The organism is Nocardiopsis dassonvillei (assembly GCF_964273065.1).
Classification (GTDB): domain Bacteria; phylum Actinomycetota; class Actinomycetes; order Streptosporangiales; family Streptosporangiaceae; genus Nocardiopsis; species Nocardiopsis dassonvillei_B.
This window is the reverse complement of the sequence record NZ_OZ186815.1, coordinates 3,286,105-3,311,013: the sequence shown is the minus strand read 5'-3', so window position 1 is coordinate 3,311,013 and position 24,909 is coordinate 3,286,105. Positions and strand designations below refer to the sequence as shown.

28 protein-coding genes are annotated in these 24,909 nt (G+C 71.5%); 12 read left to right on the top strand and 16 right to left on the bottom strand.

Annotation, left to right across the window (positions count from 1 at the left end):
- The first annotated feature begins 43 nt into the window (after positions 1 to 43).
- Complete coding sequence (locus ACSUPR_RS14695; protein ID WP_436885176.1) at positions 44 to 628, top strand: O-methyltransferase; 585 nt, start codon at positions 44 to 46, stop codon at positions 626 to 628.
- Positions 629 to 796: 168 nt separating this feature from the next.
- On the opposite strand, the gene ACSUPR_RS14690 is transcribed toward ACSUPR_RS14695, so the two are convergent.
- Together ACSUPR_RS14690 and ACSUPR_RS14685 are read right to left on the bottom strand one after the other, a co-directional pair.
- On the bottom strand, positions 797 to 1,165 hold the full coding sequence (locus ACSUPR_RS14690) for a DUF3140 domain-containing protein (RefSeq protein ID WP_436885175.1): 369 nt from the start codon (positions 1,163 to 1,165) through the stop codon (positions 797 to 799).
- A gap of 47 nt (positions 1,166 to 1,212) precedes the next feature.
- Positions 1,213 to 2,232 carry an SDR family oxidoreductase gene (locus tag ACSUPR_RS14685; protein ID WP_436885174.1) on the bottom strand — a complete coding sequence of 340 codons (1,020 nt, stop codon included), beginning with the start codon at positions 2,230 to 2,232 and terminating at the stop codon, positions 1,213 to 1,215.
- 162 nt (positions 2,233 to 2,394) lie between these two features.
- Here ACSUPR_RS14685 and ACSUPR_RS14680 point away from each other — a divergent pair, with 162 nt between their 5' ends.
- Positions 2,395 to 4,269 (top strand): glycoside hydrolase family 15 protein, encoded by a 1,875-nt coding sequence (locus tag ACSUPR_RS14680; RefSeq protein WP_436885173.1) that lies wholly within the window; start codon positions 2,395 to 2,397, stop codon positions 4,267 to 4,269.
- A complete protein-coding gene (locus ACSUPR_RS14675) occupies positions 4,259 to 4,795 on the top strand; it encodes a DUF1360 domain-containing protein (protein WP_436885172.1) in 537 nt (178 codons plus the stop codon). Before ACSUPR_RS14680 ends, ACSUPR_RS14675 begins: the two co-directional genes overlap by 11 nt.
- Before the next feature lie 76 nt (positions 4,796 to 4,871).
- Here the strand turns inward: ACSUPR_RS14675 and ACSUPR_RS14670 are convergent, their stop codons facing one another.
- Positions 4,872 to 5,351: a hypothetical protein gene (locus tag ACSUPR_RS14670; protein WP_436885171.1), complete on the bottom strand. Its 480-nt coding sequence runs from the start codon at positions 5,349 to 5,351 to the stop codon at positions 4,872 to 4,874.
- Positions 5,352 to 5,519: 168 nt separating this feature from the next.
- Here ACSUPR_RS14670 and ACSUPR_RS14665 point away from each other — a divergent pair, with 168 nt between their 5' ends.
- The gene (locus tag ACSUPR_RS14665) at positions 5,520 to 6,635 is read left to right on the top strand and encodes a PQQ-dependent sugar dehydrogenase (RefSeq protein WP_436885170.1); all 1,116 of its coding nucleotides are present in this window, start codon (positions 5,520 to 5,522) and stop codon (positions 6,633 to 6,635) included.
- A 258-nt stretch (positions 6,636 to 6,893) separates the two neighbouring features.
- Here ACSUPR_RS14665 and ACSUPR_RS14660 read toward each other — a convergent pair whose 3' ends face one another.
- From ACSUPR_RS14660 to ACSUPR_RS14610, 11 genes are all read right to left on the bottom strand, one after another.
- Entirely contained in the window at positions 6,894 to 9,548 is a 2,655-nt protein-coding gene (locus tag ACSUPR_RS14660) for a glycoside hydrolase family 9 protein (protein WP_436891860.1), read from the bottom strand.
- A gap of 70 nt (positions 9,549 to 9,618) precedes the next feature.
- Positions 9,619 to 10,350, bottom strand: coding sequence for a hypothetical protein (locus tag ACSUPR_RS14655; RefSeq protein ID WP_436891859.1), 732 nt, complete (start codon positions 10,348 to 10,350; stop codon positions 9,619 to 9,621).
- Positions 10,351 to 10,484: 134 nt separating this feature from the next.
- Positions 10,485 to 11,249, bottom strand: coding sequence for a hypothetical protein (locus ACSUPR_RS14650; protein ID WP_436891858.1), 765 nt, complete (start codon positions 11,247 to 11,249; stop codon positions 10,485 to 10,487).
- 171 nt (positions 11,250 to 11,420) lie between these two features.
- Positions 11,421 to 11,900 (bottom strand): hypothetical protein, encoded by a 480-nt coding sequence (locus ACSUPR_RS14645; RefSeq protein WP_436891856.1) that lies wholly within the window; start codon positions 11,898 to 11,900, stop codon positions 11,421 to 11,423.
- Positions 11,897 to 12,514, bottom strand: a complete 618-nt coding sequence (locus ACSUPR_RS14640) for a hypothetical protein (protein WP_436891855.1) — start codon at positions 12,512 to 12,514, stop codon at positions 11,897 to 11,899. The genes ACSUPR_RS14645 and ACSUPR_RS14640 overlap by 4 nt, the downstream gene beginning before the upstream one ends.
- A gap of 395 nt (positions 12,515 to 12,909) precedes the next feature.
- Positions 12,910 to 13,341, bottom strand: a complete 432-nt coding sequence (locus ACSUPR_RS14635; RefSeq protein ID WP_436891854.1) for a hypothetical protein — start codon at positions 13,339 to 13,341, stop codon at positions 12,910 to 12,912.
- On the bottom strand, positions 13,338 to 13,901 hold the full coding sequence (locus ACSUPR_RS14630; RefSeq protein WP_436891852.1) for a hypothetical protein: 564 nt from the start codon (positions 13,899 to 13,901) through the stop codon (positions 13,338 to 13,340). The genes ACSUPR_RS14635 and ACSUPR_RS14630 overlap by 4 nt, the downstream gene beginning before the upstream one ends.
- A gap of 72 nt (positions 13,902 to 13,973) precedes the next feature.
- Positions 13,974 to 14,714 carry an SDR family NAD(P)-dependent oxidoreductase gene (locus ACSUPR_RS14625; RefSeq protein WP_436891851.1) on the bottom strand — a complete coding sequence of 247 codons (741 nt, stop codon included), beginning with the start codon at positions 14,712 to 14,714 and terminating at the stop codon, positions 13,974 to 13,976.
- Positions 14,715 to 14,945: 231 nt separating this feature from the next.
- A complete protein-coding gene (locus tag ACSUPR_RS14620) occupies positions 14,946 to 15,677 on the bottom strand; it encodes a hypothetical protein (RefSeq protein ID WP_436891849.1) in 732 nt (243 codons plus the stop codon).
- A complete protein-coding gene (locus tag ACSUPR_RS14615) occupies positions 15,674 to 16,228 on the bottom strand; it encodes an RNA polymerase sigma factor (protein WP_436891848.1) in 555 nt (184 codons plus the stop codon). The genes ACSUPR_RS14620 and ACSUPR_RS14615 overlap by 4 nt, the downstream gene beginning before the upstream one ends.
- 8 nt (positions 16,229 to 16,236) lie before the next feature.
- A complete protein-coding gene (locus ACSUPR_RS14610) occupies positions 16,237 to 16,812 on the bottom strand; it encodes a hypothetical protein (RefSeq protein WP_436891847.1) in 576 nt (191 codons plus the stop codon).
- A gap of 870 nt (positions 16,813 to 17,682) precedes the next feature.
- Here ACSUPR_RS14610 and ACSUPR_RS14605 point away from each other — a divergent pair.
- Positions 17,683 to 18,810, top strand: coding sequence for a hypothetical protein (locus ACSUPR_RS14605; protein ID WP_436891846.1), 1,128 nt, complete (start codon positions 17,683 to 17,685; stop codon positions 18,808 to 18,810).
- A 643-nt stretch (positions 18,811 to 19,453) separates the two neighbouring features.
- Positions 19,454 to 19,999, top strand: coding sequence for an NUDIX hydrolase (locus tag ACSUPR_RS14600; protein WP_436891845.1), 546 nt, complete (start codon positions 19,454 to 19,456; stop codon positions 19,997 to 19,999).
- A 313-nt stretch (positions 20,000 to 20,312) separates the two neighbouring features.
- Here ACSUPR_RS14600 and ACSUPR_RS14595 read toward each other — a convergent pair whose 3' ends face one another.
- The gene (locus tag ACSUPR_RS14595) at positions 20,313 to 20,510 is read right to left on the bottom strand and encodes a DUF397 domain-containing protein (RefSeq protein WP_436891844.1); all 198 of its coding nucleotides are present in this window, start codon (positions 20,508 to 20,510) and stop codon (positions 20,313 to 20,315) included.
- 14 nt (positions 20,511 to 20,524) lie between these two features.
- Positions 20,525 to 21,346 (bottom strand): helix-turn-helix domain-containing protein, encoded by an 822-nt coding sequence (locus tag ACSUPR_RS14590; protein ID WP_436891842.1) that lies wholly within the window; start codon positions 21,344 to 21,346, stop codon positions 20,525 to 20,527.
- A gap of 423 nt (positions 21,347 to 21,769) precedes the next feature.
- On the opposite strand from ACSUPR_RS14590, the gene ACSUPR_RS14585 reads away from it, so the two are divergent.
- The 6 genes from ACSUPR_RS14585 (at position 21,770) to ACSUPR_RS14560 (ending at position 24,907) form a co-directional block, all read left to right on the top strand.
- Positions 21,770 to 21,958 (top strand): hypothetical protein, encoded by a 189-nt coding sequence (locus ACSUPR_RS14585; protein WP_436891841.1) that lies wholly within the window; start codon positions 21,770 to 21,772, stop codon positions 21,956 to 21,958.
- A 139-nt stretch (positions 21,959 to 22,097) separates the two neighbouring features.
- Positions 22,098 to 22,343, top strand: coding sequence for a hypothetical protein (locus ACSUPR_RS14580; RefSeq protein ID WP_436891840.1), 246 nt, complete (start codon positions 22,098 to 22,100; stop codon positions 22,341 to 22,343).
- A complete protein-coding gene (locus ACSUPR_RS14575) occupies positions 22,340 to 22,585 on the top strand; it encodes a hypothetical protein (RefSeq protein WP_436891839.1) in 246 nt (81 codons plus the stop codon). The genes ACSUPR_RS14580 and ACSUPR_RS14575 overlap by 4 nt, the downstream gene beginning before the upstream one ends.
- Before the next feature lie 71 nt (positions 22,586 to 22,656).
- On the top strand, positions 22,657 to 22,860 hold the full coding sequence (locus tag ACSUPR_RS14570; RefSeq protein WP_436891838.1) for a helix-turn-helix domain-containing protein: 204 nt from the start codon (positions 22,657 to 22,659) through the stop codon (positions 22,858 to 22,860).
- 270 nt (positions 22,861 to 23,130) lie between these two features.
- A complete protein-coding gene (locus ACSUPR_RS14565; RefSeq protein WP_406982181.1) occupies positions 23,131 to 23,289 on the top strand; it encodes a hypothetical protein in 159 nt (52 codons plus the stop codon).
- Between the two features lie 40 nt (positions 23,290 to 23,329).
- Positions 23,330 to 24,907, top strand: coding sequence for an asparagine synthase-related protein (locus ACSUPR_RS14560; RefSeq protein WP_436891837.1), 1,578 nt, complete (start codon positions 23,330 to 23,332; stop codon positions 24,905 to 24,907).
- The last annotated feature ends 2 nt before the right edge of the window (positions 24,908 to 24,909 follow it).

The window sequence follows — 24,909 nt, the reverse complement described above, 5'->3', positions numbered from 1 at the left end:
GGCGGCCTAACCTGGGCACATCCGCAACGGAGGAGGGGTACCCATGCAGGTCGTCCGGCAGCGACCCGACACCCTGGACGCGATCGAGACCGACACCGAGGCCATCGGGTTCACCATGTCCTGCGAGGAGGAGGTGGGCCGGCTGTTGCGGGTCCTCGCGGCCTCCAAGCCCGGCGGCCGACTGCTGGAGCTGGGCACCGGGACCGGCGCCGGGGCGTCGTGGCTGCTCGCGGGCATGGACGGCGGGGCGGCCCTCGACAGCGTCGACAACGACCCCGGCTGCCTGGAGGTGGCCCGGCGGCACCTGGGGGAGGACCCCCGGGTGCACCTGCACGAGGCCGACGGCGGCGCCTGGCTGGCCGGGAGAGTGGACGGGCCGGGTTACGACCTGGTGTTCGCCGACACCTGGCCGGGCAAGTTCACCCACCGGGACGAGGCGCTGTCCCTGGTCGAGCCAGGGGGCTTCTACATCGTGGACGACCTCGCCCGGCAGCCGCACGGGATGGTGCCGGAGGGCCACTGCCTGGCGGTGGAGGCCCTCATCGCCGACCTGGAGTCGCGGCCGGGCTGGGAGCGGCTGTCGCTGCTGGGCTGGTCCTGCGGGGCGATGGTCATGGTCCGCCGCTGATCCGGGCCGGCGGCCCGGATCAGCGGCGGGCCCCGCAGGCCGCACGGCGCCGGTCGCCCCCCGGGGACCGTTCGCGAGCGGTCGGTCGGCCCGTGTCCGCGGCGGGGCCGCGACGTCCGCGGCGGCCGCGCCCCGGCGGCCGCGGGCGGCTCCGGGGCGCGGAGCGGCTCAGCCCGCGAGGTCCTCCTCGTCGGGCCGGGCCGAGTCCGGGCGCAGCGGGTCGTGCCCCACCGTCATCAGGGCGTGCCGCCAGGCCGGGTCCTCCCGCCGGGGGTCGGCCAGGAGCCTCCTGACGCCGTTCGTGACCCGCTCCATGAGGTCGATGTCGGCGTTGGTGACGTCCGTGCGCCGTTTGCGGAGCACGGCCACCACCTCCTCGCCCCGGGCCGACACGCCCAGGTCGGGTTCGGGCTGCTCGAACGCCTCCTCCCCCGAGGCGTCGGTGAGCAGCCACTCCCTCAGTTCCTCGCCAGTCATGTTCACCACGCCGTGGAATTCCTCCCAGACGGCGTCGACGCGGTCGTCGTGCTCGGCCATGTCCCCTCCTTGCCGTTCGTCGTTCCCTGTCCGTCATGGTCCGGCGGTCAGGTCCGGGCGCCCCGGGCGAGGGCGTAGACGCCCACCCCGGCCGCGAGGCCCGCCAGCCCCGCGGCCGCCAGCGCGCCGCGGCGCTGGTTCGCCTCCTGGAGCAGGCTGACCTCCCGGGCCTCACCGTCGAACTCCCCGTGCGCACCGAAGTCGCGGTCCTCGTCCACGGGGTCGAAGAGGTTGTCCCGCCGCGGCGGTGCGGCGTCGCGAACCTGGCTGTCGTACGCCGTCCGGGCCAGGTAGAAGTCCAGCAGCCGGGGCGCGAACCGCTGCCCCAGCACGGTGGCCACCGTCGAGGGCGCCACCCAGTACCGCCGCCTCCGGGGGTGTTCGGCGGCCCACACGATCGCCCGGGCCGCCACCTCCGGCTGGTAGACCGGGGGCACCGGGCGGGTGCGGGCGCCCATGTGCGAGCGCACCCACGAGAACTGCGGGGTGTTGACCGCCGGCAGGTGCACCTCCGTGAGCCGTACCCGCGAACCGTCGCGGAGCAGTTCGGCGCGCACGGAGTCGGTGAACCCGCGCACCGCGTGCTTGGCCCCGCAGTAGGCCGCCTGGTAGGGGATGCCGCGGTAAGCGAGCGCCGACCCCACCTGCACGATCACCCCGCGGTCCCGGGGCAGCATCCCCGCCAGGGCGGTCCGGGTGCCGTTCACGTAGCCGTGGTAGCAGACGTCCGTGGCCCGCTCGTACTCCTCGGGCGCGGTCCGCGTGAACGGGGCGATGACCGAGGCGAACGCCGTGTTCACCCACACGTCGACCGGCCCGAGCGCCTCCTCGATCCGCGCCGCCGCCTCATCCACGGCCGCCGCGTCGCTCACGTCCGCCTCCACGGCCAGGGCGGGCACCCCGTGCTCCTCGACCTCCCGCCGGGCGGCCTCCAGCCCGGCACGCCCCCGGGCCACGAGGGCCACGGCGTGGCCGCGCCGGGCGAGCTCCCGTGCCGTCGCCCGGCCCACGCCCGCCGAGGCCCCGCTGACCACCGCGACCCCTCGAACACTCGGTGTCCTGTCCACCCCGGTCCCCCTCCGGTGCGTCCTGTCTCGTTCGTGCGCCGGTGGCCAACTACCCGGCGGACCGCCTTTCATGTCCCACCCGTGCTCCCCCGCCTGCGGTTTCGTCCCCGGCTTCCCGGGCAGTCGGATCGGAACGGCGTAAACGACCGCTGGGAGGTGCCCATGGGTCCGGTCAACACGGACATCGGTGAACACGCCTTCCTCTCCGACTGCCATACCGGCGCTCTCGTCGACGGGGGAGGGTCGGTGGTGTGGATGTGCGCCCCGGCCTTCGACGGGCCGGCCGTCCTGGCCGGCCTCCTCGATCCCGAGCGCGGCGGCCGGTGGACGGTGGAGGTGGCGGGCGCGCGACTGGAGGAGCGCGCCTACCTGGACGACAGCCTCGTCCTGGAGAGCGTCTGGCGGGGCGACGAGAGCGAGGTGGTCGTCACGGACCTGCTCGCACTCGAAGAGGGCCCGGGGGCGGGCCTGCACCGGAAGGGGCTGCTGCTGCGGCTGGTGGAGTGCCGCTCGGGCGCGGCGGCGGTGCGCTCGCACCTGTCCGTCCGGCCCGACACCGGCCGCGGGTCCGTGTCGTGGCGGCGGCTGGGGGACCGCGTGGCGGAGGCGTCGGGCCTCCTCCTCTCCGGCGGGACGTCGTGGCGGCTGGACGAGGACGGTGACGTCGAATGGCGCGCCGAGCTCTCCGCGGGCGAACACGCGATCATGTGCCTGGACTATCTCCACGGCGAACGTGCGGTGGACGTCGGGGAGGGGCGCGCCCTGCTGGAGGAGACGCTCGCCGCCTGGCGGACCTGGGCGGGGCGCAGCGACTACCGGGGGTTCGGCGCCGAGCACGTCAACCGGAGCCTGATCGTCCTGCGCGGCCTCCTGCACCAGGAGACGGGCGCCCTCATCTCGGCACCCACCACCTCCCTGCCCGAGTGGCCGGGCGGGGAGCGCAACTGGGACTACCGCTACGTGTGGCACCGCGACGCCCCCCTGGTGGTCCTGACCTTCATGCGTCTGGGCCATGTCGAGGAGGCGGAGCTCTACCTGCGCTTCCTGCTGAGCGTGTGCGGTGAGCCGAGGGGCCGGATACCGCCGGTCCAGACGATCCACCGCACGCCGCCGCCCCGGGAGGAGGAGCTCCACCACCTCTCCGGCCACCTGGACTCGCGCCCGGTGCGGGTGGGCAACGACGCCTACGACCAGCACCAGCTCGACGTCTACGGCCACATCCTCGACGCCGCCCTCTACTACCACCAGGTCACCGGGGGGCTGGACGAGGAGGACATCTCCCGGCTGGTGTCCGTGGCCGATGTGGCCGCCGGCCTGTGGCGGAAGCCGGACGCGGGGATATGGGAGGTCCGGGGGGAGTACCGGCACTGGACCAACTCCAAGGTCTACGCCTGGGTCTGCCTGGACCGCGCGATCAGGCTGGCCCTGCTGACCGGCCGGGAGGACGGGGTCCCCGCGGAGCGCTGGGCCGCCGAGCGCGACGCCATCCGGACCGAGGTCCTCCAGCGGGGATACGACCCGCAGAGCGGCTCCTTCGTCCGCTTCTACGGGTCGTCCCGGGTCGACGGCTCGCTACTGCGCCTGCCGCTGCTCGGTTTCCTCAAGGGTGACGACCCCCGGATCCTGGGAACGCTGGACCGCATCGAGGCCGACCTCGGAGGGGACGGGTGCCTCATCTGGCGCTACGAGACGGAGGAGACCGACGACGGTCTGGACGGCCCGGAGGGGGCCTTCCTCCTGTGCTCCTACGACATGGTGTCGGCCCTGGTGCTGGCCGGGAGGAAGGACGAGGCGCGCCTGCGGTTCGAGGAGCTGTGCCGCAGGGCGGGACCGCTGGGGCTCCAGGCCGAGGAGATGGCGCCCGGCGGGGCCATGCTCGGCAACTTCCCCCAGAGCTTCACCCACCTCGCCCTCATCGAGGCCGCCATGAACCTGGAGGACGCGGAGGACTCCGAAGCCCTGCACGCCTGGGCCGACCGCCGGGGCCCTGAGACACCGGAGACCGGAGAGGAAAGGGAGACCGACGATGAACGGTGACGGGACCGAGGCCGTGAAGGACGTCAAGGAGGCGCTGCACCGGGAGGCGGAGATCTATCGGGACGGCAGCGACCAGCCCCTGGGCGGATACGTGTCCGCGATGGCGGTCTACGCGGCCTCCGTGGGCGCGGGCCTGGTGGCGGTGAAGCTGGCGGGGCGGCGGGGCGACGCCCGGGTGGGGCCCTGGGACCTGGCGCTGATGGGGCTGACCACCCACAAGGTCTCCCGGCTGCTGGCCAAGGACCCGGTCACCAGTCCGCTGCGGGCGTTCTTCACCCGCTTCCGAGGGGCCTCCGCCCCGGCGGAGCTGTCGGAGGAGGTCCGGGGCGAGGGAGGGCGCAAGACCGCCGGCGAGCTGATCACCTGCCCGTTCTGCACCGCGCAGTGGATCGCCACGGGGTACGCCTTCGGTCTGGTCCTGGCGCCGGGGCTCACCCGGAGCGCGGGAGCCGTGTTCAGCGCCGTGGCGTTGTCCGACTGGCTCCAGCTGGCCTACGTCAGGCTCCAGAAGGCTCAGGAGGGGTAGCGGGTCCGCTCCGCCTCCCCACCGGGCGGAGCGGCGGGGGCGGCCGGCCGGGTGTCCGCCGGGCCGCCCCCGGATCTCACCGCCCGTGCGCGTCTCCGTCACGGCCGCTCTCCTGCTCCGCCGGTGCGTCCCGGTCGTCCTCCTGCGCGCCGACGTTCCGCCTGTCACCCGCGACGGTCGCCTCCGGGGGAGCCCCCACGACCAGCCCGAAGAGCACGTGGTCGGCGAGCAGGGCCCACCGCTCCGCGGCCTTCTCCCGCCGTGCGTGCCCCAGGCCCAGCACGGGGGCGAGGGCCACCTCGAACGCGCCCCAGACGAGGACGCCGTAGAGCGGACCGGTGAGCCGGGAGGCGCGCAGCCGCCGCGGCAGCAGGGAGAACACCGTGCCCGCGACCGCCCCGTACGACCAGTGCGCCAGCTCGATGACCGCCGTCCTCCTGTGCTCGGGAAAACCCTCCAGCAGCGGCGGGACGCCCTGGCGCAGGATCTCGTCGGGCGGGGTGCGTTCGACGATCCCCAGGCCCACGCTCGCCTGCCGCACACCCGTCATTGCCATGGCACCCACCGCGCCTCGGGCCGCACCCCTGATCCACGGGTGCCGCGGGGGGACGTCCGTTCTGCCGCCCATCCTGCCTCCTTCGGTCGTGTGCATTCCCCTGACCCGAAACCGCGGCTTCACACGTGCGCCCCGGGTCGGCTGCGGCCGGATGGGTAAGGGGCGGACATGAGATCCACAGTGCGCACGGGACGGGCGGGGCGGTTCGCGGCCGCCGCCGCGACGGCGGCGTTGGCGGCCGCGTGCGGAGCCCAGGACACGGAAGGCGGAGGGGGCCCGCGGGCCGGGGACGCCCCGGAGACGGCCGGGGCGTCCGTGGAGGAGCCCCGTGTCCACGCCACCGGCCTGGAGGTCCCCTGGGGGGTCGCCTCCCTGCCGGACGACTCGGTACTGGTCACCGAGCGGGACTCCGGCGAGGTGGTCCGGGTGGCGGGGGACGGCGGCACCGAGACGGTGGGCACCGTGGAGGGGGTGTCCCCAGGCGGTGAGGGCGGGCTGCTGGGTCTGGCCGTCGACCCGGCCTTCCCCAACGAGCCCTATGTCTACGTCTACTTCACCTCCGGGTCCGACAACCGGATCGCGCGCCTGGAGTACGACCGGCAGGAGGGGCTGACCGGGCAGGAGACCGTCCTCGACGGCATCCCCTCGGCGGGCAACCACAACGGGGGCCGGATCGCGTTCGGCCCCGACGGCTTCCTGTACGTCGGCACCGGCGACGCGGGCGATCCGTCGCTGTCCCAGGACCGGGACTCGCTGGGCGGCAAGATCCTGCGGATCACCGAGGAGGGCGAGCCCGCCGAGGACAACCCGTTCGGCGACCACGTCTACAGCTACGGGCACCGCAACGTCCAGGGCCTGGCCTGGGACGAGGACGGGCGGCTGTACGCCACGGAGTTCGGGCAGAACGAGTGGGACGAGGTCAACCTCATCGAACCGGGCGGCAACTACGGCTGGCCCGAGGTGGAGGGCGAGGGCGGCGGGGACGGGTACGTCGACCCGCTCGTCACCTGGACCACGGAGGAGGCGTCGCCGAGCGGGGCCGCGGTGGCGGGCGGCTCCCTGTGGGTGGCCGCCCTGCGCGGCGCCCGGCTGTGGGAGGTCCCGCTGACCGGGGACGGCGGCGTCGGGGAGCCGACGGCGCACTTCACCGGGGAGTACGGCCGGCTGCGCACGGTGGTGGCCACCTCCGAGGGCGATTCCCTGTGGCTGTCCACCAGCAACCGCGACGGCCGGGGCGACCCGGCCGAGGAGGACGACCGGCTGTTGGCGGTGCCCCTGGGCTGAGCCTCCCGTGTCCGGGGACAGGCGGCACGCGGTGGGACCGCTCCGTCCGCCGCAGGCCGCCCGACGTTCGCCCGGGGGCGGCGGTCCCGCCGCCTGCGCCCTTCCCGGTTCCACCACCGCGTGGTCCGGACGGCCGTCCGGTGTCCCGGCCGTCCGCCCGGACCCGTTGACAGGGGGCGGGGCCCCGCGCTCTCCTGCGGGACCCCGCCCCTTTCCCGGCCGGCGGCGCACCCGGGAACGCGCGCCGCCGTGGAGGGATCAGCCGCAGACGTCCCCGTTGAGCGTGAAGCGCTCGGGTGAGGCGTTCGGTCCGGGGCCCGAGGACCCCACGAAACCGAAGGTCGCCTCTCCGCCGGCGGTGATCGTGGCGTTCCAGTCCAGGGCGTGCGCGGTCACCGTGCGCCCGGACTGCTCCAGGTCGGCGCTCCAGTGGCGGCGCACCGTGTGGGAACCGGGGAAGGACCAGGCCAGGGTCCAGTCGTCCAGGGCCTCGCCACCGGTGTTGCGCACCACCACCTGGGCGTTGAACCCGCCGCTCCAGGTCCCGTGCACCCGGTAGTCCACCTCGCAGGAGGACTCCGCGGGCGGCGCGGCGTCACCCTGGTCGGCGGTGAACGCCGCCACCCAGGCCAGCGTCGAGTTCCAGTTGATGGTCAGCTCGTTGGTCGCCCACGAGTCGATGTGGTCGATGTAGCAGAACTGGGGCGCGCACCCGCCCAGGTTGGCCTGCGCCACCGGGTCCCAGGTCGCGGTGTCGGAGTTGGGCCCGCCGGAGAGGGTCCCCGGCGGCGGGTTGGGCAGGGACGGGTCCAGCTGGCGGGCGTACCAGCGGCTGTGCTGGTTCTCCGAGTACGCCGTTCCGTACCCGGTCACGTAGGAGTTGTTGAGGGCGTTGCGGCCCAGGATGTAGTCCATGCCCTCCAGGACGGCGTCCCGGAACCGGGTGTCGCCGCCGATGTCGTACGCGGTGGCGACCACCACCAGGTTGTTGAGGACGAGGTTGTTGGAGCCCCAGGCGAACACCCCGCCCTCGGGGGCGTAGGCCAGGCCGTAGGGGTGGGCGGACACGGCGTCCGCGTACTTCTCGGCGCCCGCCACCACGGAGGCGCGCACCTCCTCCCGGTCGGGCAGGTCGCTGGGGACGGTGGCCAGCTGGAGGCGGCCCAGCGGAGCGGTCCACTTCCAGTCGAACCCGCTCGCGGTGAACACGTCCGCGGTGTGCAGGGCCGACGACGTCACCGCCTCCTCGTACTCCGCGGCACCGGTGGCCAGGTACAGCTCGGCGGCCGCCCAGTAGAACTCGTCGGCGATCTCGTCGTCGTTGTAGGGGCCGCCGCCCTCGCCGCCCGCCTCGGCGTAGCGGTCGGGGTGGGCCGCGGCGGCGTCCCAGGCGGTCTCGGCCGCCGTCAGGCAGGTCGCGGCGAAGTCGGCGTCGTAGGGGCCGAACACCCGCGAGCACTGGGCGGCGGTCGCGGCCAGGTTGAGGGTGGCCGCGGTCGAGGGCGGGTGCAGGTAGCGGGGCTGGGGGTCGGCGGAGGGCAGCAGCGGCAGCCCGGTCCAGCGCTCGTCGTGCACCTTGTGGTGGGCCATCCCGGCGAGCTCCTCGCCCGCGGGAACCTGCATGGACAGCAGGAACTCCATCTCCCAGCGGGCCTCGTCGAGGACGTCGGGGACCCCGTTGCCGCGTTCGGGCACGGCCAGCGTGGAGTCGCCGACCCGGTCGGGGTCGCCGGTGGGCGCGGTGTGCGCCCGCTCGTAGACGCTCATCAGCTGGTGCACGGAGATGCCGCCGTTGACCACGTACTTGCCGTGGTCCCCGGCGTCGTACCAGCCGCCGGAGACGTCGAGCGTGTAGTCGCAGGGGGTGCTGGGATGGCAGGTCACCTCGGTGTCGCCCCGGTTGGGCGCGACCCCGGCGTGACCGGCCGGGCGCCCGTAGCCGGGGGCGATCTCGTCGAGGATCTCGATCCCGCTGCGCTGGGTGTAGTAGAACTCCAGCGCGTCCGTGGCAAGGGCCCGGTAGGGGTCGGCGCCGATCCCGAAGGGGTGGCTCGTCTCCCCGTCCGCGGTCAGGGTGTAGCCCTCGCCGGGTTCGGTGACGTGCCCGAACCCGATGGTGTGCACATTCTGTCCGGAGGTGTCGTCCACACCGCGGGGGACGGTCTCGCCCTCGGCGACGACGGTGCCGTCGGCGTCGGCCAGGCTCCAAGGCAGGGGGTCGGCGGAGTCGGTGACCAGGGTGGCGTTCTTGGGGCCCTGCGGCAGGTGGCCGACCTGGTTGACGCGCACGCGGGGGCCGGTGTCGGGTTCGTAGACGGGGGGCTCGGCCCCGCCGAGGAGGGAGACGTCGTCCAGGCACAGGGTCCAGGGGTCGGCGGAACCGCCGACCTGGAAGGCGACCTGGGCCGCGTCGTGGTCGTTCCCGGCGGTGAACACGTATTCGTACGCGGCCATGTCGGGTGTGAGGACGGGGCGCTCGTCGAACTCCGTCCGCCAGGGGTCGACGGCCTCCTGGACCAGGGCCCGGATCGGGCGGCCCGCGGCGCCGGAGGCGGTAAAGGAGAACGTGTAGGACTCGCCCGCCACGATCGGCACGTCGTTCTGGCCGACGATCACCTCCCACGGGTCGGCGGTACCGCCGGGCACGTCGACGCACAGGACCTCGTCCTCGGTGACGGTCAGCTCGATCTGCGGGGTTCCCCACCAGCCGGCGGTCCCGTCGGAGAAGTCGCCGTTGACGATCTGCTCGACGGGTTCGTCCTCGGCCAGGGCGGGTGCGGGGGCGGTCAGGAGAAGGGGCGTCAGGGCGGCGGCGCCCAGGGCCGCGGGGACTCTGCGTGGACTCAAGGGGGGTCGTCCTTCCGGGCGGGCCGGGAGCGTTCTGGGAGCGCTCCCAGGCAAAGGTACGACCATTGTTGTGTTGCCTGTCACACCTGTCAATGGGGGTTTTCCAAGGGTTTCCGAAGCCGGGCGGGGCCCGGGGTCAGGGGACGGGAGCGCCCAGGGCCGCCCGGGCCAGGAGGGTCCCCGGCGGGGTCGACCGCAGGGTTCCCAGCAGGTCGCTCCCGCGGATCGACCCGGTCCAGGTGAGGACGTCGGCGGTCTCCACGCACAGGTCCACGGCCATCCCCGTCGTCACCGACGGGCGCCCGCGCACCGACCAGCCCAGCGCGGTCAGCCCGGCGACCACGTCCCGGTAGGGCGAAACGGACTCGCCGGCCACCGCCAGCAGCAGGAGCACGCCCGCGTGCCCCCGGTGCTCCTGTCGGCCGTACCGGAACGGCAGCCCCGCCGCGACCAGCCGCCACATCGCCACCGGGTCGCCCAGGGCGGCCGACGCCGGGCCGGAACGGCGCAGCCTGTTGCCGCGCCGCCGCAGCAGGCCCAGCCGCACGGCCGTCTCGCGCAGGGCCAGCACCGGCAGCGCGACGTCCTCCCGCTGGAGGGAGCCGCGCCAGCGGCGGACCAGGTCGAACTCCCGGGCCGCGGCCGCCACGCTGCTCGGCGGCAGGTAACCGGACTCCGTCAGCCGCAGGCCGTCCGGGCCGACGTGCTCCACAAGCCAGGCGTACGGACGGGTGGAACGCCCGGCGGCCTCCGGGACGACGGGTACGGGCTCGTCCAGCCGGGCCGCCTCGACCAGGGGGTCCAGGGTGTCGGCGGCCTCCGGATGGGCGTCGATCAGTTCGGTGAGCAGGGGGGTGCGGGTGCCCATGGGACCAGGCTAGCCAGTCACGGCATTCCGGTCCCCCCTGGCGACAGGGTCCTTCGGACCCCTCGGGGGGAGGCTTCCCCCTCCGGCCCGCGGGGCCCGGTTCCGCAGGGTCGGCGGCCGGATACGGCCGCCCCTCACGCCTCCGGGTCGGCGGAGGCGGGCGACGCCAGGCCGCGCGCCACGACCTGCTCGCCGAGGACGCCGCGCACCTCCTCGGCGTCACCCGCGTGGCCGGGGTGCCCGGTGCGCTCGCGCAGCTCGCTCAGGACCGCGGCCACCACGGAGTCCTCGGTCACCAGGTCGGAGAGCGGCGCCGCCTCCACCGCCTCGCGCCACCGGCGCAGGGCGTCCAGCCGGCCGTGCGCGATGGCCTCGCGGGTGATGTGGAACAGCTGGTCCAGGTTGCGGTGGTAGGCCTCCGGGTCGCCCAGGTCGGCCTCGACCACCACGACCGGGCGGACCCCCGAGCCCTCCGGCCGCAGGTGGTAGACCCGCCACACCCGGCCGTTGGTCAGGAAGATCCACTCCGCGCCCTCCTGGGCCGCCAGGCGGCGGGCCATCTGGACGTTGCGCAGGTCCAGCTCCTGGCCGATCGCGCGCACCTCCACCGGGGCGAACAGGTCCCCGTCCAGCACGATCGCGTAGTCGTTGGACTCCCCGCCGGTCCGGTAGTCGGTGGTGAGGTCGTGGTACTTGCTGAAGTTGAGGCCGACACTGAAGAAGTCGGCGACGAGCAGCCGGGTGTCGCCCTCGTTGGCGTCGCGCCCCGCCAGGTCGGCCAGCGGCCCCGCGAAGCGGTCCATGGCGGCGGCGACCCGGCTGCGCACGGACTCCTGCCAGCTCAGGGTGGTGGTGAACTCGCCGGTCCGGCTCATGACCTGGGTGTCTTCGACGTCCATGAAAATCCGCTCCCGTATCTGCCGCAAGGCCCTGTCCCACGGCCTTCTCCGGCACGGCGGGGACGCGGACAGGGAAGATCCGGCCACGATGCTACAACTCGCCGACCCCGCCCGGGCACACCGCATGCGCGCGCCCCCGGGGCGGTACCCCGGGGGCGCTGTGGAGCGGACTCAGACGAGGCGTCCGTCGAGGACGCCGTCCACGAAGGCGCGGTAGTCCCGCAGCAGCAGCCGCAGCCGCTCGGTGTCGGCGCCGCCGTCCTCCCAGGAGGCCCGCAGCTCCGCCCGGCGCGCCCCGATCCTCTCGATGAGGGCCCGGGTGACCTCGTCCGCCACCAGGTCGGCCTCGCCCACGGCCTTGCCGGGATCGTCGACGAACCCGTTGACCGCCGCGTCCAGGCGCCCGCGCACCCGCTCGCGGTCCGGGAGCGGCCCGGCCCCCGCGCGGCCGCCGGAGTCCGGTGCGGTCCGCGGCCCGGGAGCGCCCGGCGCCCCCGCGGTGTCCGGTCCCGGCCCGCCGGCCGGCGAGGGGACCGCGGCCGGGCCGGCGGCCCGTGCCCCGGAGGACACCGGGGCGGCGCCGTCGTCCGCGTGGTGGGAGCGCGTGCGGCGTCCCGGCATGTCCGTCGTCGTCTCCTCGGAGCGCTTCATCGCGATACCTCCCGATCGTGTCCGCGGTCTTCCTTGCGGTGCGTGGTCGGCCAGCCGCCCACACCGCCCAGCAGCGAGTCCAGCAGGCGGCGGTGGGCCACCAGCGCCTCGCGCAGGTGCTCGGTCACGGAGATCCCCGCGTCGGGGCGCCCGGCCCGGTGCACGGCCGCGACCTCGTCGCCGTGGGCGACCGACAGGTCGTCCAGGCGGCGGTCGAAGGACGCGTCATCGGTCCCGGACGGCTCCTCGGGGTACCCGAGGGCGGTCATGGCGTCGGTCAGCACCCGCCGGGAATCCCGCAGGGCGCGCTCCGGGTCGTCCACGAACTCCTGCTGGACGCCGATCCACGCGTCCCGGTACCGGGCCTTCTCCCCGTCGTCGAGCCGACGGAGCCGCAGCTTCCGGTGGCGCTCCAGCCGCTGCGCGAGGTCGCGCTCGGCCGCCTTCCGCCCGCCGTGGACCTCGACCGCGCGGTCGTACTCCTCGCCGAACCGCTTCTTCAGCAGCAGGCGGTTCCCCAGCGGGACCCGGCTCGAAGCGAGGGCCAGGGCCAGCACGGCGGCGATGATGAGAACGGTCACCACGCCGATGATGATGAAAATCGTCATATCCATGAGGGTCGACCTCCTCTCCCGAACCCCCTGCCCGAGACCTTTTCCGCAAAACGGCTCGGAAGCGGCCCCGGGCAAATCGTCCCAGGTGAAAGCCGATAAAAAATTCCCGCTCCGAAAGCCGCCCCCTCCGTGGGGGAGCCTCGCCCTGGCCGGGTCGTTTCCGGCAGGACTGGCCGACCGTGGACTATGGGCCGACGGAGTCCGCTCCCGAGCGGACCCGGGCGCTCTCCGGCCGCCGAAAGAAGTTCCCGGGCCTTTTTCGAAAAGGCCGGGAATCGGCGTCCGGCCTGTTCGCGCGGGCTTTTCCGCAAAAGCCGGAGGCGCGGGCGCGCCCCGGCGCCCGGACCGCCGGAGGCCGCGTTCCCCGGAGGCGGCGAGCCCCCGGGGGGGCCGGCTCAGCGGCCCGTGACCAGGCTCTGTACGAAGGACCGGTAGGAACGCAGCGCCAACCGCAGCGTCTCGGTGTCGGCGCCCTCGTCCCAGGCGTCGCGCAGCGCGGCCCGTCGGGACTCGATCTCGGCGACCAGCGCGTCGGCGACCTCCGCCGCCAGTGCGTCCGCCTCCTGCACCGCGCCCCGGGGGTCGTCGACGAACGCGGTCACCGCGCCGCCCATCCGCTCCCGGGCCGCCCCGGGGTCCACCCCGCGCGGCCGGGGCCGCCAGCCGTCCTCCGCCGCGGGCCCCGCGTTCCGCACCGGTACCGCCTCGCCGGTCGCCTTCTCCACCCTGTCCGCCTTCCCTCGTGCCGCGGTGCGCGCCGTCCGCGCACCCCCGTCGTGGGCGCGCAGGGTCCAGCGCACCCGGCCGCCCGCGTCGGAATGGTTCACCGCTGCGCCTCCGTTCCCCTGCCGTGCAGGCCGGCCCCGCCCAGCAGGGCGTCCACGAGCCGCCGGTGGGCCACCAGCAGCTCGCGCAGGTGCTCGGTGCCCCCGGTACCGTCCTCCCGCACCCGGCGCACCTCGGCGACCTCCTCCGGATGGTCCGCCGACAGGGTCCCCAGCAGGCGCTCGAACTCCTCGCCCGGCGGGTGCCCCAGGTCGAGGGCGATCGCCGCGATGACCCCCCGGGCGTCGTGCACCGAGCGTTCGGGGTCGTCGACGAACCCCCGCTGGACCGCCGCCCACGAGCGCACGTGGTCGGCGCGCAGGCCCTCGGGAAGGGGGCGCAGCCGCAGCGCGGAACGGCGCGACAGCCGATCGGAGAGGTCGCGCTCGGCGGCCGCGGTGTCCCCGTGCAGGCGCAGGGCGTGGTCGTACTCCGCGCCGAAGCGCCGCCTGAGCCGGGCCGTGCGGCGCGCCGGGAAAATCAGGGAACGGACGGCGATCCCGGCGCCCAGGGCCACCACGATCACCACCAGGACGAGGATGACTAGGGGCGTCGTCTCCACGGGGGGCAACCTCCTGTGCAGAGAACCGTGCCCCGGGGCCGGGGGGCGAAACCCGGGCGGCCGGAGGCGGCCTCACCTGCCGCCGGCCACCCGCAGCACCGTCCCGGCCGCGTAGGAGGCCTCGGGGGACAGCAGCCAGGCGATCGCGTCCGCGATCTCCTCGGGACGACCCGCACGTCGCAGGGGGATCGTCGCCGCGGCCCGGGCGGGGCGGCCGGGGTCGCCCATGGCGGTGTGCATGTCGGTCTCGATCACCCCGGGGGCGACCGCGTTGACCCGGATTCCGGACGGTCCCAACTCCTTGGACAGACCGACCGTCATGGCGTCCACCGCCGCCTTGGTCGCCGCGTAGTGCACGTACTCGCCGGGGCTCCCCAGGGTGGCGGCGGCCGAGGAGACGTTGACGATCGCACCCGAGCCCCGGCCCTCCATGTCCCGTGCGGCCCGACGGCAGCACAGCAGGTACCCGAGCACGTTGACGTCGACCACCCGTTTCAGGACACCGGTGTCGGCGTCGGCGAACCGGCCCAGCGGCCCGGTCACCGCGGCGTTGTTGACCAGCCCGGTCACCGGTCCCAGCTCCTCGGCGGTGTCGAACAGCCGGTCCACGTCGGCCTCGACGGAGGTGTCCATGCGCACCGCCGCGCACCGGGCCCCGAACGCCCGTACCCGTTCCGCCGTCCGCTCGGCGGCCACCGTGTCCGAGGCGTACCCGAACACGATGTCGTGCCCGTCGGCGGCCAGCCGCGCACAGGTCGCGGCGCCGATGCCCCGGCCGCCGCCGGTGACCACGGTGAGAGGCCGTGTCGTCATGGGTTCCCCCTTCCCCGTGCACGGCAGCGTGCCGCACACGCGGCACACAGTGTCCCACCGGCTGGTCCGGCGGGTCCGGCGGGGACACCTGGCACGGTGGAGCGGCCGGGCGGATCGGCGGGAACCGGTCCGCCCGGCCGCTCCCGCCACGGGACGGACGCCGGGGACCGGACCGCCCGGCGCCGGCCCGCGTGACACGGCGGTACCGTCCTTCCACGGCGTTGCCGCGGGTCAGTGGTCGAGCACCGTCGGGGTGTCGAGGTAGTCGACGGTGCGGGTGGTGCCGTCCCGGAGGGTGAGGGCGAACCGGCTGCCGAGGGTCTCCGCGTCGTAGAAGTCCCGGCCGTCCCAGGCGGCGAGGAACCATCCGTCGGCGATGGCCGCGGGTACCCGCTCCCCGCTCTGGGTGATGACGGTCAGCTCGGCCACGTCCGCCCCGACAGGCCCGTAGACGTGGGCGAGCCCCTCCTCCCCGGCGTCGGGGAAGGTCCCGGCACCCGCGAGCAGCAGGCCGTCGTCGGGGGCGGTGACGGAGCCCTCGAACCGCTCCCAGCCGTCGTCGGGGTCGCTGCCGTCGAACGACGCGCTGAACCTGTACTCGTCCTCCTTCCGCCCGAGGAGGAGCTGGGTGTCCCCGACCGTGACGTTGGCGATGACGTGCACCCCGAGGTCGGTGACGGATCCGACGGTGATCACCTCGACCTGCTCCACGGCCCCTTCGGGGGGCAGGATGTCGAGGGCGTACTGCGGTGTCAGGAGGGCTCCGACCGCGACCGCGCAGGCCGCGGCGGCGATCGCGATCTTCAGCCGCGGCAGCGGGAGGGGGAGCCGCGTCCGGGCGCGCGAGCGCGTGATCTCCTCGACGACCCGGCGGTGGTTGCGGGCCTGGGCCGCCTCCGGGACCTCCCGTGGGGCGGGGTCCAGCATGCGCAGGAGGTCCTGCTCTGGGAACTCGTCGTTCATGATCTTTCCTGCGGGTGCAGAGGTGCGGTGGGCCGGGGGGCGTAGAGGAGCGCCCGGAGCCGTTCCCGGGCCCGGCTCAGACGCATGGCGGCCCCCGAACGGCGGACCCCCAGCACGACCGCGGCTTCGGCGGCGGTCAGGCCCTCCCATGCGGTGAGCGCGAGGATCTCCTGGTCGGCCGGTTTGAGCCGGTTCCAGGCCCGTTGCAGATCGGTGCGGATGCTGATCTCGCCGCTGTGGGCGGAGACCGACAGCGCCGACTCCCCGGCCTCGTCGAGGGGGAGGTCGAGGCCGGTCTTGCGCTCCCGTCTCCGGCGCGAACCAGCGAGTACCTTGCGTGCCACGCCGAACAGCCAGGGGCGGGGGTCGTCGAGGTTCCCGGGGAGCTTGCGCCACGCGATCACGAAGACCTCGGCGGCGAGCTCGTCGGCATCGTTGAGGGCACCCCGGCGTGCGAAGTAGCGGACGAGGTCGGCGTAGTGGGCTCGGTGCATCTCGGCGAGGCGGTCGTCGGGGACGACCGCCTCGCCACCACCGGTACGGCGGAACACGGGTGGGGTCAGTCCCCGGTGACGTCGAGGTAGGCGACCTCGGATGTGCCGCCGCCCTGTGAGCGGAGCACGAACACGGCGCCCAGGGTGTCGCGGTCGTAGAAGTCGTCCCCCTCCCACGCGGCGATGAAGTAGCCGTCGGCCACCTCGGCGGTCACGCTTTCGCCCCCGTTCGTACGGACCTCCACGCCGGTGACATCCTCCCCGACACTGCCGTGGACCATGGCGACCCCTCCGGGCGCGGCGTCGGGGAAGTTCCCGGCACCGCTCACCGCGATCCCGTCGGGACCCGGTTCCAGGGTGCCGTCGAAATCCTCCCAGCTCTCTCCCGGGTCGGCTCCGTTCAGGGAGGCGCTGAACCGGTGGTCGTCCCCGTTCCTGCCCAGCACGAACACGTGGTCTCCGACGCTGGTGGTGGCGAGGACGTCCGTGCCGTCCTGCGTGGTCGAACCCACCTGGACCGCGGTCGCCTCCGCCTGCGGGGACGACGTCCCGCCGACGGCGCAGGCCGTCAGACCGAACACGAACGCCCCGGCGAGGGCCAGGGACGCCGGCAGTGCCTTCCGGCCGGTGATGTGCGGCATGGTCTTCCTTCCTGGACGCCGGCGTCCCGTCGACGCCGACACCCAGGACATGGCCGCGGCGACCGCGAGTGTCACACCCGTTCTGGAAAAGATTCCGGAGGGCCCCGTCCCATCCGCGGTCCGGCACGGACGGCGGCGGGTCACCCGAGGCGGTGACCGGCCGGACGGTGGGCCGGCCCGTTGCCCCCACCGTCCCGGGAACGCGGGACGCGTCATGCGGCGCCGGGGCGGTGGGCCCGTGCACCTCCGGTGCTCCCCGAACACGAAGACGGCCCCCGGTGTGCGAGCGGTGCTCGCAGCCCGGGGGCCGTCTCTCGAACGGAGCGGATGAAACCACCCACCGCCAGCCCGCCGACCTGCGCAGATGCGAGAACCCGCAGGCCGCGTCGCTGCTCCTCACCCGGTTGCCCCCGGTTCCCCCGCGTTGCACCGGCCCCCGTCCACCCTCCGGGCGCACCACCTTCGCCGCCCCGGCCCACCCTCACGGGTGCACCAGGGCGAGATCGAATGTCACCCCATTGGATTAGACTCGGCGATTAAGTGAAATTTGTTTGATTTGAACTTCCGCAATACGAAAAGATGCTTGCCTGGAGTGGCAGTGCGAGCTGAAAATGGAAGACTAACTCTGATTTGCCGAGGTTCTTCGTCTGACTGGACGGGTGGCCTGTTTTAACTCTCTACGAAGTCGCTTAAAGCTTCCAGCTTCGGGTACCACCTTCCTCAAGCGCATCGCATCGGCAACTGTCAGTAGTCAACCCGGATCTCAACCTACATCGTGCGTCTGTGGGAAGCGTGCTGCGTTGAAATGGAGGGTGGGTACTGTCAGATGGTGGATCACCGTGTAGGTTAGAGGCAGTGGGAGGGGGTCTTATGGAGTCCAAGCGAGACAACGAAGGTGAATCGGTCACCCCATTTGCTCACCTTCGCCTTGTGGGTGGAAGGTTCGAGCGAGAAGGCTTGCCGCTCGAAACCGTCCATGAACTCGAGCGCTATGGGCGCATAGTAATGGAGGTTGCTAAAGATCTCTGGAAGGCGCGTCATCCTGGACGAAATCTTCCCGCAGGATTTGCTCAAGCTCTAAGCTTGCGCCTCCGTGGCGTCAAGCCTGGCAGTGTTGTTCCAGTTATTACTCGGACAGAAACTTCACTTGCCATAGAAAGCCAAGATATTCTCGATGAAGCGCGAGATGTCGTTGACGAGGCGTTCAATAAAATTGTTTCTGGGGCTTGGGATCAGGTAGATCTTCCTTCTAAGGCAATGCGCCCTCTAAAGCGTTTTGGTGCTAGTTTTGGAGAAAAAGAAGCCCTCTATCTAAGAGATGACAACGCGGAAAAAAAGATTCGATGGGACCAAAGAGTTCGTCGAAGGTATTTGGCTCATAAGAACGAGACAACCATTGAAGTCGATGGTGCGATAATCGGGACTGTTCGCGCCACAGACTCGGTGGAAAGTACCTTTAGTATCGTTATTCCGGGCCACGATTCTCCTGTCCCTGGACGGTACAGCGATCCTGCCCTTTATGAAGATCTCTATGGGTCACAGCGCCCCTCGAATGATGTCCTGGTGCGCGTTACTTGCCGCTACCGGAGGACCTTTCAGGGTGACATAGTTGACGTCATTGATGTCTCTGAAGTCGATGAATTCCTAAAAACCGACGCGCCCGGCGGATCAAGGCTTATTGATTTGGCGGCGTTGCTCCCAGGTTGGCTCGATGGTGAAAAGGGGGACGCCATCGATTTGTCCTCTATTGAATTTGCTCGAGAGATCCTCATGCAAGTGGATGAGCGTGGGCTTCCGCATCCGAGGATCTACCCCACTCCTGCGGGAGGGGTTCAATTGGAGTGGCAGGACCCTTCACTGCATGTCGAGTTGACCATCTCATCTGATCTAAGCTCAGAAATTTTTGTTCTTTGTGATGATGGCAGTGAGCAAACGAAGCGTGGCAGCGGGGTTGATTTTGCCATGGGCGAGCTTGTTGGTTTTTTTGGAGGTGTCTGAATAATGGATTCTTCCCCTATGGTTCCTTCCTTTCTTCCTCTCGGTGACGGTGAGGAGGTTCTTTTGGAAAAATCTGAGTTTTACTTTCGGCAATGCCCTCCTCCTTATCTGGATGGTGGAGTTCCCACAGTTCAGATTTTCGATGAATCGACTGGCGATGATGGCAAGTTGTCGGGGGCGAGGTCTTCAAAGACCACCGCTAGAGAAGCATTCGAGCATAGAGTGCGGATTGGAGAAATGAGAGGGCGCGACTTGACTGCGGGCACGTGGGGGGTCGAGGTTGGCGATATTGATGATGCTGGCTCTCGGGCAGTCGATGACTCTCAGATTGCCCCCGAAGATTATCCTGCGGGCCATACTTATATCGATTATCGACATCTCAGAGATACCGACAGGCCCACTCGTCGTGCCGTTCGTGTCTCCTTGCACAGGTCCGCTCTTAAGCATGGGCGAATCTGGCCCGAGCCCGAAGATTAAAATTTTGTTTCAGGTTTTTGCCTTTCGATAAAGACTCAAAAGTTTTCGTGGGAATCGAAATCTGGGCCTGCCGTGTCTGAATCGTCCTCCGCTGGAATTAAACTGACCTTGCTCGTATGAGAATTCATTTGTGGACGGCATCCTCATCCCGAAGTAGTTTCGGGACATGGCAAGTGGGGAGTATGAGCAGAGCCGGGGGGTGGTGCATGGTGAGCACGCCACTTATGACAACCGGTGGGTGCGGTTGGGCAAGGCGGATATCACCACGCCTTCCGGGGACAGGTTCGAGCACCACACGGTCACGCTGCCCTCGGCCGCGGTGATCGCCATCCTGGACCGGTCCGGCGAGCACGTCCTAATGAGTTACCGGCACCGGTTCGTGCCCGACGTGTGGGGGTGGGAGCTGCCCGGTGGCCTCCTGGACCCCGAGGAGACACCGGAGCAGACCGCTGTGCGCGAGGCCTTGGAGGAGACCGGCCAGCGGGACGGCTCGGTGGAGCACGTGGCCACCTTCGAGCCGATGATCGGCACGGGCCGTAGCCCCCACCACGTGTTCGTCGGCCGTGACGCCGAGCTGGTGGCGGAGCCGACCGAGCTCGACGAGGGCGTCTACGAGTGGGTGCCCCTGGCCAAGGTCCGCAGCCTGATCTCCGAGGGACGCATCCAGAGTTCAGGCACGCTCGTCGCCCTGCTCCACATTCTCGCCTCCTGAGGACGTTCGCTGCGGGAGCAGCCGGGCCATGAGAACACAGGGCCAGGCTTGTCCGACAGCTCCGTGGCGAGCCATGTCTGCCGAACAGTTGGCTGTTGAGGAACCGCCCGCAGCCGCTCTCGGCAGAGCAGATGGCGAACGCAGGCGTTCGGGGCCGATCCATCTCCTGTTCGGCTGCCGGCGCCGACCACGAGGCGACCGGCCGAGGCTGGCCGCTGCACCCTGCAACGCATAGACTCGGCGTGGGAAATGCATTGGGTAATGCAGCACGAAGGCCCCCGGTCATCCGGGGGCCTTCGCGTGTCTGCGGGGTCTACCGGTCGGAGCGCACCGCGTCGAGCAGCGCCGTCCACTCCGGGGTAGGGAAGCTGAGGTGTCCCGCCTCCCTGTGCTGGGTGTCGCGGACGGCCGCCGCGCCGGGGAGGTCGCCGACCTCGACGCAGTTCTGATCGCGGGACCCGCTGTAGCTGCTCTTGTGCCAGGCGGACGGGGTGCTGTGGGAAATGCTCATGGGTGGTTCGCCTTCTACGTCGGGTCGATCATGGATCGGATCAGAGCCCGGGATTCCTCGACCGATAGCGCGGTCGCGGTGATGTGCCGCCACAGGCTCTCGTACTGCTCCAGGTGGTGCGGCTTCTCCAGGAACAGCTCATCGCTCCAGGTGGACACGTACACCGTGCCCGGATCGGGCTCGGGAAAGTCCATGATGACGAACGGGGCGGTCAGCGCGGCGTGCGGGCCGACGCTGTCCGGTATCACCTGGATACCCAGTCGCGGCGTCTGTACCTCCAGCAGATGCGCGAGCTGCCCGGCCGGGCTCTTGCGGAGCGCGGCCTCGTCGATCACCGCCCAGTACAGCGGGGCGTCCGGTCCGGCCAGAACCTGTTTGCGGATCATCCGGGCCTGCACGCGCCGGGCGACCTCGTCCTCGTCGGTGATCCCGCCCGAGCGGATGACCGCGCGGGCGTAGTCCTCGGTCTGGAGCAACCCGGGGACGGCGAGGGCCTCGAACGTCCGGATGGACCGTGCCTCGGCCTCCAGGCCTACGAATGTCCCTGAACCCCACACGTCCGAGTAGGACACCCACCACCCGCGCTGGCGGGCCTGCCGAACAAGGGTGAGCGCGGCCTCCCGCTTCTCCTCGTCGGTCACCTCGTAGATGTCGAGCAGGTCTTCGATGTCGCGCCGGTTCGGGCGCTTCCACTGGTTCTGCTCGATGTGCGTCAGCTTGCCGCGCGACCACCCGAGCTGGTCGGTGACCTTCTGGGCGGTGTACCCCTTCGCCTCGCGCAGCTCGCGGAGGAGGTTCGACAGCCGCCGTCGGCGCACGGTCGGTGATCCGGACACGTCAGGAGTCCTCCTGGGTCGACTTGGTCGGGCCGAGTCTACGCCGATCTTCGCACTACGGGACATTTCTCCATCCGCCAATCTATGTTCTGTTCGCCAGCAGCAGCTTCCAGCATGCGTGCCAAACTTTGGTATTGCAATTTTGGTGGCCAATGGGGATCATGGCGGTACCCAATGCATCGCTGGGCTTCCCACCCGGCACGTTCTGTGAGGAGGCGCCCTGTGCGCTACCTGCCTCTGTTCCTCGCGTCGTTGTGGCGCGTGCTCGCCCCGCCCTCCCGGGGCCGCCACGCCCGCCCGCCTCAGCCCGCCAGCAGTCGTCGACACCCCCGGCCCCGGCCACAACGCCGCCCCGAACGCCGCGTCCCCGACTCCCGGCTCCTGAGCCCCACCGTCGCCCTCTCCGCTCCTACGCGGGGTCCGATGGTTCTCGACGAGGCTCTGATCCGCCCGTACTACCGGGCCTGGGAGAAGAAGCGTCGCCGTCCCCACGACCGATACCGGCAGGGCACCGCTGTTCCGTACGACCTCTCCGAGCAGCTCCCCGACCCCGACCTGGCGGATCTCGCCACCGCCATCCGCCAGTGGCAGAACCTGGGGGTGGGCGTGTGAAGGCCCCCAGGCCGAAGCGCTGCCGCGCCGCACGGCTCCGCCCCTTCCTCCCCGATCTGGCGGCCATGTGGTTCAACTCCGCTGAGACGGTCCTCCCGCTCGTGTGGAACGCCTGCCGGGGAATCCGGGAGGGCGTCCGATGACACACGCCACGACCGCCGTCACCGTGACCGACCTGAACCCCGAGGACGTCCGCCTGATCCGGGATCCCCTCGGCGCCGGCCTCTCCTCTCTCGCGGTGGCGGCCGTTCACATCGACCTCACCCGGGGCTGGTCTCAGCCCGACCGCGCCGAGCGCATCGCCGCCCTGGAGAAGCTGGCCCGTACGGCCCGCCAGGCCGCCCATGAACTGCGCAGGCAGGACGAGCAGGTGAGGCGGCCATGACGACCGTGCTCGACCTCCGTGAGGTCCCCGACCTGTCCGCTCTGCGCGCATGGGCGCGTGCCCACGGCGCGACGGTCCGCTACCTCGGTCCGACAGGTGACCACGAAGAGGTCTACGGCGCGCGCCGCGGCGCGCAGATGCGGGTCTGTCGCGCCCCCTGGGAGGACACCCGCCTGCACCCGGTCGTGTGGCGGTCCCCCCTGGAGAGGCTGTCCAGCGTCTCCGAACCACCCGCACTGTAGACCGGCCACGCGCCGGGATGAGGCAGTGCCCGGCGCGTGGCCCCCGTTCCCGTTCATGACGAAGGACTCCTATGGACAGTCCCGATCCGCCCGTGCCCCAGCTGACCGCCAAGGATGTCGCCGCTCTCTTCAGGGTGCATCCCCGGTCCGTGTCCCGGTGGGCACTACAAGGGCTTCTCCCGTTCCTCAGGACTCCGTCCGGGCGCTACCGCTTCCGCGAGGAGACGGTCCGCCGACTCCTCAGGACCGCTGAGCCGACCCCCGGTAACGAATGAAGGCTGGAGCATGCCCGGCCCGCTCCATCCGAACCCTCCTGGAGGTCGCGCCCGCCTGAGGGGAGGGGCGTGACCGATCCCGGTGGGGTCACCGGACCGGGGAGAGCCGGTGGCCCCACCACGCCTCCTCACGAAAGCCCCCGCACGGCCCGGTGCACATGCCCGCTCAGCCTTGGCCGCGCGGGGCTGCCTCCTCCTGACGAGGCGGCAGCGCGCCGGAGGGACATGCCCCTCCGGCACCCGTCCACACCAGAAGAAGAGGAGACCAGGGTGAACGACTTCACCCCGCCGCCCGCGAGCGAGCAGGTGACCGGCCTGTTCGTCGCGACCGCCCGCGCGGTCGTGCAGACCCCGGCGCAGAGCCACGAGTACAAGAAGTCCTCGGGGTCGGGCGACGCCGCCCACACCTACGACACGACCGCCCGCTAGCCACCTGATCTGCTGAACCGACGCACGCCCCGGAGCCCTCATGTTGCGATTGCAGTTGACCCCCTACAGCGAGAATCCGACCTGGCACTGGTCCGGGGCGTGCTACAGCACCCTCGACCAGCGCAGCACGGTCGAGCCCTTCCACCACCCGATGGTCGAACACCTGGCCGCGACCGACGGGCGCCGGACCCTGCTCGTGGTCCGCGAGCGCGTCTCCGACCGCCCGGCCTGCGACCCCGGTGTCCGGACCCTCACCCACGCCGAGTACGACCAGGCGCTCGATGCCGTTACGGGCTGGCCGATCGACTTCGTGCTCGTGGAGGCCGAGCCCGGCCTGCCGGTGCGCGTCACCGCCGGACCGGCCCGGACCACGCCCCTGTACCTGGCCTCCGACGACACCACCCTGGTCGGGTCCTGGGACATGGCCGACCTTCGCGGCCACGCCACCGGCATCAACCCCAAGGAGGCCGCCCGGCTGCTGATCTACCGGCCCCGGTACTCCGCCGAGACCCTGTACCGGGGCGTGCACCGGCTCACCGAGCGCGCGGTCGCGCACTTCGGCGGGTCCCTGTGGATCACCTATCCCGAGCCCGCCCTGCACCTAACCCCCCGTGAGCTGGCACCGGACGCCGATGTCCTGGGCGCGTTCATCGCGACCATGGACACGGCGATGGACCGCCGCCCCTGGGCGCACGACACCACCCTGTTCCATCTGACCGGCGGGTTCGACTCAGGCACCGTGGCCACCCGGGCCGCCGAGCGGCACCCCGGCCGGTTCCCCACGGCCACCCTGCTGATCGGCGGACCGGGGCGCGAGCAGCAGATCCGGCGCCGCGCCGAGATGCGCTCCCGGGTGGCGTTCGCCGAACCGGACCTCGTCGTCGACGCCATGCGCCACCTCCCGCTCTCGCCCGACTGCCCCTGGGTCAACGGGCTCGTGGTCGACCCCACCGAGGAGCCCCTGCACCGGCCCTTCACGGAGATGGCCCGGACGGTCGCTGTCAGCGGAGCCCGCACGGTGGTGACCGGTCTCGGAGGAGACGAGATGGTCGCCCTCACCCAGGAGGAAGAACCCCACAAGGGGCTCGGCGAGATCACCGACGCGCACCTCCTCCCGTGGATCGGGCCCCGTGTCCCCGGCCTGTTGGAGTTCGCCGACGACGGCATCGCACCCCCGGCGCTCATCAACTCCATGACGCTGCTGACACTGGAGACCACCGCCCCCCTGCTGCTGAGGCACGGGCTGTGGCCGGTGCACCCGTTCGCGGACCCGGACATGGTCGCGCTCGGCGAACAGCTCCCGTTCGCCTGGCGGGAACTGAAACAGCTCCAGCGGCGCCGCCTGGCGGCGCTCGGCATGAGTGAGGACGTCGTGCATCCGGTCGAGCGGGAGTCCTTCGCCGAGGTCATCGAGGTGTCCCTGACCACCCACGCGCCGAAGCTGTTCGCTCGTATGCTGACCGAGGGATCACCCCTGTTAGAGGAGGGCCTGGTGGACCCCGACGGGCTGCGAACGGGCGTCGAACGCCTGGTCCCAGGTCGCTACCTCGAAGAGCGCGACGCGAAGATCCTGGAAGTCCTGAGCCTGCACCTGTCCGCCACCGCCTTCCTGCACTGAGA